The organism is Lysinibacillus sp. NPDC097162 (genome assembly GCF_044762185.1).
Taxonomy (GTDB): Bacteria; Bacillota; Bacilli; order Bacillales_A; family Planococcaceae; genus Lysinibacillus.
Genome location: NZ_JBIWDT010000001.1, coordinates 1,359,465 through 1,369,498, shown reverse-complemented (window position 1 = coordinate 1,369,498; position 10,034 = coordinate 1,359,465). Strand labels below are relative to the sequence as shown.

At 37.9% G+C, this 10,034-nt stretch carries 10 protein-coding genes and 1 riboswitch; of the genes, 1 reads left to right on the top strand and 9 read right to left on the bottom strand.

The window, feature by feature from the left end:
- Nucleotides 1-132: 132 nt before the first annotated feature.
- The gene (gene metA / locus ACIQXW_RS06890) at nt 133-1,068 is read right to left on the bottom strand and encodes a homoserine O-acetyltransferase MetA (RefSeq protein ID WP_401016642.1); all 936 of its coding nucleotides are present in this window, start codon (nt 1,066-1,068) and stop codon (nt 133-135) included.
- Nucleotides 1,069-1,173: 105 nt separating this feature from the next.
- A riboswitch (SAM riboswitch) is annotated at nt 1,174-1,283 on the bottom strand.
- Nucleotides 1,284-1,599: 316 nt separating this feature from the next.
- Here metA and ACIQXW_RS06885 point away from each other — a divergent pair.
- The gene (locus tag ACIQXW_RS06885; protein ID WP_401016640.1) at nt 1,600-1,971 is read left to right on the top strand and encodes a nucleotide excision repair endonuclease; all 372 of its coding nucleotides are present in this window, start codon (nt 1,600-1,602) and stop codon (nt 1,969-1,971) included.
- Nucleotides 1,972-2,075: 104 nt separating this feature from the next.
- Here ACIQXW_RS06885 and panF read toward each other — a convergent pair whose 3' ends face one another.
- The 8 genes from panF to ACIQXW_RS06845 all read right to left on the bottom strand — a co-directional run bounded on the left by panF (nt 2,076) and on the right by ACIQXW_RS06845 (nt 10,019).
- On the bottom strand, nt 2,076-3,521 hold the full coding sequence (gene panF, locus ACIQXW_RS06880) for a sodium/pantothenate symporter (protein ID WP_401016638.1): 1,446 nt from the start codon (nt 3,519-3,521) through the stop codon (nt 2,076-2,078).
- Nucleotides 3,521-3,784: a YhdT family protein gene (locus ACIQXW_RS06875; protein ID WP_401011469.1), complete on the bottom strand. Its 264-nt coding sequence runs from the start codon at nt 3,782-3,784 to the stop codon at nt 3,521-3,523. The genes panF and ACIQXW_RS06875 overlap by 1 nt, the downstream gene beginning before the upstream one ends.
- 222 nt (nt 3,785-4,006) lie before the next feature.
- Nucleotides 4,007-5,473 (bottom strand): class I adenylate-forming enzyme family protein, encoded by a 1,467-nt coding sequence (locus ACIQXW_RS06870; RefSeq protein WP_402760681.1) that lies wholly within the window; start codon nt 5,471-5,473, stop codon nt 4,007-4,009.
- A gap of 17 nt (nt 5,474-5,490) precedes the next feature.
- Nucleotides 5,491-6,222: a 3-oxoacyl-ACP reductase FabG gene (fabG, locus tag ACIQXW_RS06865; protein ID WP_402760679.1), complete on the bottom strand. Its 732-nt coding sequence runs from the start codon at nt 6,220-6,222 to the stop codon at nt 5,491-5,493.
- Nucleotides 6,206-7,117 carry an intracellular short-chain-length polyhydroxyalkanoate depolymerase gene (gene phaZ / locus ACIQXW_RS06860; protein WP_402760677.1) on the bottom strand — a complete coding sequence of 304 codons (912 nt, stop codon included), beginning with the start codon at nt 7,115-7,117 and terminating at the stop codon, nt 6,206-6,208. Before phaZ ends, fabG begins: the two co-directional genes overlap by 17 nt.
- Before the next feature lie 12 nt (nt 7,118-7,129).
- Entirely contained in the window at nt 7,130-8,134 is a 1,005-nt protein-coding gene (locus ACIQXW_RS06855; RefSeq protein ID WP_401016630.1) for a 3-oxoacyl-ACP synthase, read from the bottom strand.
- A complete protein-coding gene (locus tag ACIQXW_RS06850; protein ID WP_402762468.1) occupies nt 8,131-9,147 on the bottom strand; it encodes a branched-chain amino acid ABC transporter permease in 1,017 nt (338 codons plus the stop codon). Before ACIQXW_RS06850 ends, ACIQXW_RS06855 begins: the two co-directional genes overlap by 4 nt.
- Nucleotides 9,147-10,019 carry a branched-chain amino acid ABC transporter permease gene (locus ACIQXW_RS06845; RefSeq protein ID WP_401016626.1) on the bottom strand — a complete coding sequence of 291 codons (873 nt, stop codon included), beginning with the start codon at nt 10,017-10,019 and terminating at the stop codon, nt 9,147-9,149. The genes ACIQXW_RS06850 and ACIQXW_RS06845 overlap by 1 nt, the downstream gene beginning before the upstream one ends.
- Nucleotides 10,020-10,034 lie beyond the last annotated feature (15 nt).

The following is a 10,034-nucleotide window of genomic DNA, read 5'->3' as shown; positions in this document are numbered from 1 at the left end:
CACAGCAAGAGCCAAACAAACCAAACTCAACCGAATCTCAATAAGGTAAAACAAAAACCTCCATTTCTCACTTTTTACAATTGAGAAATGGAGGTTTTTTATAACTGTATAATGTCAGTTAATAGTTTTGAATTAAATATGGTATTCAATTTCATCAACAAAGTCCCATTCGTACGGTGTTTCTTGGTATACATAATAGTTGAGCCAATTCGAAAATAGTAAATGCGTATGTGCTCGCCAAGTATTAATCGGCTCATTAGAAGGATCATTATGCGGGAAATAGTTAACAGGAATTGCAATATCAATTCCTTTTTCTACATCACGGTAATATTCATCAGCTAATGTTGTCGCGTCGTATTCTAAGTGACCCGTAATCATTATGTTCTTATTATCCTTTGACTGCACGATAAAGACGCCAGCATCTTCTGAATAGGACAGTAAACGTAAATCTGGGTGCTTACGTACTTCATCAATGGAAACCGATGTATAGCGTGAATGTGGCGCTGTAAATAAGTCACTAAAGCCACGCACTAGATCGACTGTTAAATCGGTAATGACATGTGAATATACGCCAGAACATTTTTCCGGCAGTTCAAATTTACCGATACCGTAATGGTGATATAGTGCAGCTTGTGCACCCCAACATATATGCATGACGGACGTAACATTTTTCACGGACCAATCCATTATTTCTGAAATTTCTTCCCAATAATTCACTTCTTCAAATGCCATTTTTTCAACAGGCGCCCCCGTAATAATCATACCGTCAAAGCGACGATGGCGAATCTCTTTAAACGTCGAATAAAATAGCTGTAAATGTGATTTACTAACATTTTTTGATTCGTGTGTTGCTGTATTTAAAAATGTAATATTCACTTGTAATGGTGTATTACCGAGTAATCGCAATAATTGTAGCTCTGTCTTTTCTTTTTCTGGCATTAAATTAAAAATTAAAATATTTAAAGGACGAATTTGTTGCGTTTTGGCGCGGTCTTCTTCCATTACGAATATTTTTTCCCCACGTAAATGTTCTCCAGCTGGTAAGTTTTTCGGAATATTAATAGGCATGTTGCATTCCCCTTTTCGTTAATTTTTTCTCTCTATCTAAATAAAATTAAAAAAATCCCCCTCATTCCTTTAGAGCAAGAATGAGAAGGATAATTATCACGTTCACTCTTATCTCTCAAAGGAAAAATCCTTTGGTGGAATTAGCACCTTTCTAACATTGTTAGAGGTTGCTGAAGCGTCATCGGGCCAAATCCCTCAGCTTCTCTTGATAAGATTATTTAATTAAAAAGAATTGTATCATGAACGATTAAGAATTTCAATAATACATAGAATATTTAGTATTTAAATGAATGGAAGCATATTTTTTGTTGAACACTATTATTAATTCTATCGAAAGCTTTTTGTAAGTTACGTAAATACGGCTTAAAGTTTTACCATCTATTAGCCTAAGTAGATGACAAACAAATGACAATTTACAGCCGATTACAGCAAAGTGGTGTAAATAGATTTTTGTACAAATAAATCGTAATGGTAATCAAAGAGGTATTATGTTAACATATACCTTTAGTAACAGAGAGGAACGTGAATATTTTGATTAAAATTGAACTCCCAAAACCGGACTTAGTAATTCGTCAACGTGAGCAAGTATTAAAACCTGGGGAAGTAGAAATCCCGCCATTCCATGGTTTTATTGATTTCCATAAAATCACTCGCGAAAAAGGTGGCATTTTCTTATTCTACAACGAAAAAAACGAGCTATTGTTTGTAGGGAAAGCGCGTAAAATTCGTCAACGCATTAAAAAACATTTTGAAGATAATGTATCACCAATGAAAAAGTACCGTGATGAAATTTTCAAAATTGAAGTATATGAAATTGATGATCCAATGGAACGTGAAATTTACGAAACATATGCAATTAACACATTCCGTGCAAAATATAATCTTGAAAAAGTATTTTATTAAAAAAATGCCGTTAGCATGTAACATGCTAGCGGTTTTTCTTTTCTTTTTACCTTCAAAAATGAAAAATACCCTGAGAGCTTTGTCCTCCCAAGGTATTTTGCTATTTAAATAAATACTTTTTCATCTTTAAATTTATTAGCTGTTAGGTAACTTACGATGACAAAAATAATGAATGAAGCCACTATTGGGATTGTCACTGTATGCATGCCAAAGATTGACGGATAAAAACGATCAATCACAATATATAACGTCATGCCCGTAATCATGGAAGCAATTGCGCCGTATTTATTAGCCTTTTTCCAATATAAGCCTAGAACAACTGACCAAATAAAGACCGCTTCTAGGCCGCCAAATGCAAATAAATTGAGCCACACAAGTAAGTCTGGTGGATTTAACGCAAATACAACGACCGCCAAACCAATTACTGTAGTTACGATGAAGCTTGCTCGCTTAATTTCTCCATCGTTGGCAGTTGGCTTCACGTAGTTTAAATAAATATCCTTTACAACTGTTGAACTAACTAACATGAGCAACGCATTAACTGTAGACATCGTTGCTGCCATTGGTGCTGCTAAAACAATACCCGCTAAAAATGGCGGTAAAACTTTTAACGTAAGTAGTGGCATTACCTTATCGCCAATTTCAATGCCTGGCATTACTGGACGCGCTAGTACACCAATTAGGTGCATTCCGAACATAATTGTCCCAATGGCGATGGTACCAATAATAATCGCTAAATGCATACTTTTTGAATCTTTATAGCTCATGGCACGAACTGCAATTTGAGGTAGTCCAACTACACCAACTCCTATTAAAATCCAAAATGTAGAGACATACAACGGAGTAAGTTCTCCTTCTGCACCAAATGGGGTCACTAGTTTTGGATTTTCTGCAACAAGGGATGTCATAATTTGATCGATTCCCCCACCTGCAACGATTGTCCCAATTAGTAAAATAACAGTACCTATTACCATTATCGAACCTTGTACCGTATCCGTTAAAGCTACAGCTCGGAAGCCCCCGATAATAACATAAATTAATACCGACGCTGCAAAAATAAAGAGTGCTGCAGTATAATTTAAACCAGTTAATGATTCAATTAAGCGCGCTCCACCTACCCACTGTGCCATCATCGCAGAAAATAAAAAGACAATAATACTAATTGCAGATAAAATCACGATGACATGACTGTTATAACGTTCACGTAAGAAATCAATTAATGTAATCGCTTGATAACGGCGAGCGATAATTGCAAATTTCTTGCCTAAAATCATCAATACAAAATAACCCGCAGGTAGTTGTGCCATCGCTAACAGTACCCATCCAAGTCCCTTATTATAAGCGACACCTGGTCCCCCAATAAAGCTACTTGCGCTTCCGTACGTGGCAATCATGGTCATAGCTAGAATAAAGCCTCCCATTTCACGACCACCAAGAAAGTATTCCTGTAAAAACGAGTTCGATGAACGGACATGTTTATTCGACCATATACCAATTCCAAAAATGATAATTAAAAATATGAAGAGCGGAAAAATAACTTGCCAATGCATTATTCATCCACCTCCCCATCTTCAAATGGAACATCTTTGAAAAAGAGTTTTAGGACGAGCCAAATTAAGACAATCATAAAAGCTGTTCCAGCGATACAACTATAGAAAAACCAAGCTGGGAAGCCCCAAACATATGTATATTTTGTTGGATCCCCCGAGCCTAGTCCATATGCAAAGCCGTACCAAATAGCAAAGTTGACAATTACAAGTCCAATGCCAATGAGCGCTTCACGATGCGCAATTTTAAAGCGTTGATCTTTCAATATAGAATCCCCCTAACCTACTCTATTTTACTGGTATGTAGGTATTAAGGGAAGCATTGTGAAAAAATAGCTAAAAAAATCGAAAGTTAGCGAACAATGCCTGTTGAATAAGGTTCTTGAAAGGCTCCTGTGGGAATACGCTTTCTGCCTTTTCGGGCGATTTTGGAGTTTTAGTGGCGATTCCACACTCCTTAGTGGCGATTTCGCATCTCCTATCTATCATCAAGAGCTTTTCAAATGCATGTGAAGCGCTTTTTTATCGATTTTGCCAACGATTGTTTTTGGTAATTCATCGATAACAATAATTTTTTTAGGGATTTTGTAGTGACCTAATTCGTTTCGACATAGTGCCTCCACTTCGTCAACTAGCGTAGCTGTCTCATGTTGGCAAACAATAAATGCCGTTACAATTTCGCCCCAATAGTTATCCGGTACCCCAATAACAGCCGCTTCTTTTACGAGCTGATGACGCAATAAACATTGCTCTACCTCTTGTGGATAAACATTTTCACCACCACTAATAATCATTTCTTTCGAACGACCGACAATATAGAAATAACCATCCTCATCCATTGTGGCTAAATCACCGGTCCTTAACCATCCATCACGTATCGTATTGTCAGTTTCCTGCTGATTATTCCAATAAAATCTAAACATATGCTTGCCTCTAACAAATAGCTCTCCTACTTCGTGAGCAGTGCAATTTTTTCCCTCTTTATTCATAATTTTTGCTTCATTAAATTGCATGCTTTTCCCTACTGCTCCTTTTTTTAAATAGGCATCTTCACGAGAGATATAAAAATTATTTGGTCCAGCTTCCGTTAATCCATAGCCTTCTTTAAAATAAAGTCCCTTGTTAAAAAATGCATCATATATTGGGAGTGGACAAGGTGCCCCGCCAGATAAGAACACTTTCATAGATGGAAAACTACTTTTCTGAAAGTAATTTGTTGAAATCATTGCTTGATACATTGTTGGCACAAATAAAGAAATGGTTGTCTTATAATGATTAATTGCTTTAAGAGCAGTTTCCGCTTCAAACTTATCTCCAATTACTACCGTACCGCCTGCCATAAGCAACGGGATGGATAAAGCATTTAGCCCCCCTGTATGGAACATCGGCATATAGTTTAACGTGCAGTCTTCTTCACATAGCCCCCAACTAATAATTGTATTAATTGCATTCCAATTAACAGAATTAAAGGACAGAACTACCCCCTTTGCTTTACCGGTAGTGCCACCTGTATAAATCATTAGCCAAGGTTCATTTAGATCCATTTCTATCGTGCTAGGAACGGTTGCCGATTGCGGAACTTGTTGGATTGGATACATATTTTTTAGTTGTAAAGGACAGTGAATGTCCTGATCATAAAGAAGCAAGGAAGGTGTAGCATCTGCAATAATTCCGTTTAGTTCCTTCGTATTGAGGCGCCAATTTAAAGGGACATAAATAAGCCCTCGTAATCCACAAGCAAATAAAACGGCAAATAGGTGCATATTATTTCTTGCAAAAATCGCTACACGACTACCCGTCTGTAACCTTTGTTTTTCGAAAAAACAGCTCCATTTTGCAATTTCATGTGTTAACTCTTGATATGTCCATTGTTCCTTTGTTTCTAGGTTTACTAAAGCTAAACGATGCGGTGTTAAAGATGCACGATTTAAAATCCAAGCTTGCTCTGCAAACATCTTGAACTCCTCCTTTATCACATCATAATAGCGCCATCCACATGGAGTGTATGGCCATGGACATAGGAAGCCTCTTCAGATGCTAAAAATAAATAAGCATTCGCGATATCCCTCGGTGTTCCTAATCTTTGAAGCGGCACAATCGAACGCATTTTTTCTAGCACTGTTTCAGGCATCTTTTTAACCATATCTGTCTCTGTAAAGCCTGGAGCTACAGCATTTACGTTAATCCCTTTACGCCCAAGCTCTTTTGCCCATGTTTTCGTCATACCTACAATCGCGGCCTTTGTCGCAGCATAATTTGTTTGACCAACATTTCCATAAACCCCACTTACAGAGGAAGTATTAATAATTTTACCGTATCCAGCAGCAACCATATGGGGGCTAACCTCTTGCGTACAGTGGAAGACCCCTGACAAGTTCACATCCAGCACTTGCTGAAATTGATCCTCTGTCATTTTTGTCAGCATCGCATCACGCGTTATCCCTGCGTTATTGACTAAAATATCAATACGCCCAGTTTGCGTCATTACCGTTGTCACAAGCCTTTTTACACTGTCTCTGTCTGCGACATCAACCTGTACAAACGTGGCTTTCTCTCCTAGCTGATTGGCTGCAATAATCCCCGCATTGTCATCAAAATCAGCAATAAAAACAAGGGCACCTTCTTCAATAAACCGTTCTGCAGCTGCAAATCCGATGCCATTTGCAGCCCCTGTAATAATTGCTACTTTATTGTGTAAGCGCATTATGTTCCCCTCCAAATTGTAAAAATGTTTCGATTTCTAATGTAAGTTGTTGTAAATCATCAATAAGAGGAGAATGACCACAGTTTTTCAAGCTAACAAACTGCGCATGCGTAGGTAAATCGAGCATTGTTTCATCATTCATTTGTTCTGTTATGACTAAATCTCGATCTCCTCTTAACACTAAAATAGGGATATTAATTTGTTGTACTTCATCCGTCCCTTTTGCTACTTCATTGTCTACAGCACTTACATTAAATGTATTTAAAGCATGATATACTTCAGCTAGATTTTTTTGCGTCTGCATATCTTCTACATATTCATCATAATGATCTGAATCTGGCTGATGATGAGTATAAATCAATGCATCCCAAATCGATTTTAAGCCTTGCGCATTTTTGCTATCATAGAAACCTTGGACTGTCTTAGTTTTAGACGTATCTACGAGTACTTCTTCATATGTGGAAGCCCTTTTGAAAGAGGATTGATTACCCGTTCCTAAATCACTGTAAAATGGATAGCCTCTAGTCGAAGCCGAAGCTAATAAAATCAGCCGTTGACAATAACCAGGGTAATTTGCGACAAACTGCATACTCACTGCTCCACCGGTAGACCAGCCAATCAAATCAAAGTGTTTTAATGCAAGCGTATCTACAAATAGTTTGACATCATCACTAAAATCTTTAATTGCGGTAATTGGTTGATGATAAGAAGAACCTCCAAAACCACGTAAATCTATGGCATAAATCGTGTATTTTGTATCTAAAGCTTCCACTAGCACATCCCAATGTTTAGAGGAGGTCATATTGCCATGAATTAATAATAAAGTATGGCTACCTCCGTTACGTTTACGATAAGCAATTGTTTCCCCATTTAATAGTTGAACTGTTTGTAACATTGCGCTTCCTCCCTATCCCCAACGAATTGTAATAGCTCCCCAGACATAGCCTATACCAGCACTTACAAGTGTTACGATGTCCCCATCCTGAATACGTTTTTCCTCTAATGCAAGCTGTAATGATAAAATTTGATCGATTTGTCCAATATGACCGTAGTTTTCTAAATAAATGGATTGTTCCTCTTGTAAGCCAAGTTCTGACAATATATAAGCATGTGCTGACTTTTTCATATGAAGCATCGCTAGGTAGCTAATATGTTCTTCTCTTAATCCACTCTTCGCTAAAGATGATCGAATGACCTTCAAAAAATTATTTAATGATTTTTGTTCAAGCCGCTCCTTCATGCCTACTGGATCTAATACATCTAATTGATATCGGTTTTGCGCTAAAAGTTCAGGAGTTAGTGGCTTCTTTGTACCTCCAACAGGGACTACAACATCCTCTGAAAAAGAACCATCCGTCATAATATCTGCCTCTAACAGGTGGTTTCTATCATAATTCTTTTGTAAAACAATAGCACCTCCACCCGCACCCAAATTATACATAAAGCGCGTTCGCGGATTTTCATAATCTATAAAATCAACATTACGATAGCCACCTGCGAGTAAAACGGTGTGAATAGCATCATCTGACTCCATTAAACTTTTTGCTAATTTAAGTGCCATAATCGTCGTACCACATCGTAATTGCACATCAAATGCCCAAGCATTGACTGCTCCAAGTTCGTCTTGCATTTTAATTGATGCCGTCCAAAGCGGATATTCCTTATGTTCCTCACCTATATAAATTACAACATCAATTGTTTTGGGCTCAATCCCTGCCTTTTGTAAGGCTTCTTGTGCAGCCCAAATGCCCATTTGCACAGTATGATCCTGTTCACCAGGAATTGGCTTTTCGTGTATGCCCATCTTCTGGCGAATAATGTGCTCGGGAATAGACGAAAGATGGGCTATTTCGCTTGATGTCATTTTTGTTTGTGGAATATAAATACCTGTACTGACAATGCCTACAGTCATTCAAATCGCTCCTTCTCATGCGACAGTGCCGATGGTGTTTTACGTCTTTCTTTAAGCTTTACTCTCCATTTCCATACCATGAGCCGGATAGAACCGATAATTCCTTTTGGGAAAAAGATGACTGCTAAAATATAGAGAATCCCGAAGAAAATAATCCACCGCTCGAAAATTGGATAATCCCTAGCTAACCCTGAAAGTGTATGCTGTGCATATTCAATAACCGCTGCACCAAGCAATGGCCCGACTAATGTGCCTACTCCTCCTATAATCGTCATTAACAATGCATCAAGTGTTATATCCATCGTCATCACACTTGTATTCACAAAGCGCAGGGACAACGCATAGAGGGAACCCGCTAAGCTTGCTACAGTTCCAGCCACAATTGATGCAATTACTTTGTAGTGTAAAGTGTGAAAACCTAATGATTTCGTTCTTTGCTCATTTTCTCGCACAGCAATTAATATTCGTCCAGTAGGCGACTGAACAAATCGATAAAGGGCAATAAAAATTACAACTAAACACGCTAATACAAAATAATAAAATGTAATTCGATCTTTAAAAATTTCTGGTGCTCTAAACGTAAATCCGTCATTGCCATATGTAATGGAACGCCATTTTTCAGCAACAACTAGAAATAGTCCAGAAAAAGCGAGTGTAAGCATCGCAAAAAAGTGACTTTTTAAACGCAATGTTAGTAATCCAACTAGGAAGCTTACAATACCTGCTAAAAACATTCCTATCACAATAGACAATAAAAAGATGGAAAGCGTCGTATCGACTTGTTTTAGCATAACTGCTGTTGTATAAGCTCCAATTCCAAAGAACATCGCATGCCCAAATGACACGATACCCGTATACCCGAGCAAAATATCGTAGCTCATTGCTAAAATACCAAAGATAAAAATTTGCGTTAATAAAATAATGAGTGTCCTCGAGTCATTAACGAATGGAAGAAGAACGAGAATAGCTAGCAGTAAAACAAAACTTAGATGTTTCCACGTCAGCTTTTTCATCATGTCGATCTCTCCTTTCCGATTGTAAATAAGCCTTGAGGTCGGAAAATTAACACGATAGCCATTAAAATCATATTGACAGCAAGTGATAACACAGGCACATAATAAGCCATAAAGCTACCAGCGAGCCCTACTAAAATGGCAGCGAGCAATGAACCAGAAAAACTTCCCATTCCACCAATGACGACGACGATAAAGCCTAAAATAGCATATTCCATCCCCATCTCGGCATAAATAACACCCGAGTATGGCGCCATTAACATACCACTCAATGCCGCTAACGCCGCACCTACCATAAAGACATATAAAAATACTTGTTTAATATGAATACCAAGCGCCTGCGCCATTTCTTTATCCTGTACACCCGCTCGCACAATTAGCCCGATTTTTGTTCGTTTTAGCATGTATTGGAAAATACCAAAAATCACAAAACCTACTATAATGATAAATAATCGATATTTAATAATAATGACGTCACCTATTTCCCAGCTTCCTGCTAAATAGCTAGGTGTTTTCACTGACACACCATTCGGTCCAAAAACGACTTTAATCATCTCTTGTAAAACAAGCATTAACCCTAAAGTAATTAAAATTTGTTGGATATGATTGCCGTATACCGGTGTAATAATAAACTTCTCCGTCAGTAAGCCTAAAATAGCACCTGCGACGATTGCGCCTACAATGCCAATTAAAAAGCTTTCCGTGTACATATACGTAAATATTCCGGCGTAAGCGCCCCATACAAATAATCCACCGTGAGCAAAATTTAATACATCCATTAGCCCAAAAATTAACGTCAGTCCTGCTGCAAGCAAGAAGATTAACATGCCTGTAGCTAGCCCGTTGATTACTAAATTTACGATTAGCTCCAACGATACACACCTCCT

Coding starts and splice junctions, on each gene's coding strand:
- ACIQXW_RS06870 (WP_402760681.1), bottom strand. CDS start 5,473: ATGTTTGCAGAGCAAGCTTGGATTTTAAATCGTGCATCTTTAACACCG.
- metA (WP_401016642.1), bottom strand. CDS start 1,068: ATGCCTATTAATATTCCGAAAAACTTACCAGCTGGAGAACATTTACGT.
- ACIQXW_RS06850 (WP_402762468.1), bottom strand. CDS start 9,147: ATGAAAAAGCTGACGTGGAAACATCTAAGTTTTGTTTTACTGCTAGCT.
- panF (WP_401016638.1), bottom strand. CDS start 3,521: ATGCATTGGCAAGTTATTTTTCCGCTCTTCATATTTTTAATTATCATT.
- fabG (WP_402760679.1), bottom strand. CDS start 6,222: ATGCGCTTACACAATAAAGTAGCAATTATTACAGGGGCTGCAAATGGC.
- phaZ (WP_402760677.1), bottom strand. CDS start 7,117: ATGTTACAAACAGTTCAACTATTAAATGGGGAAACAATTGCTTATCGT.
- ACIQXW_RS06855 (WP_401016630.1), bottom strand. CDS start 8,134: ATGACTGTAGGCATTGTCAGTACAGGTATTTATATTCCACAAACAAAA.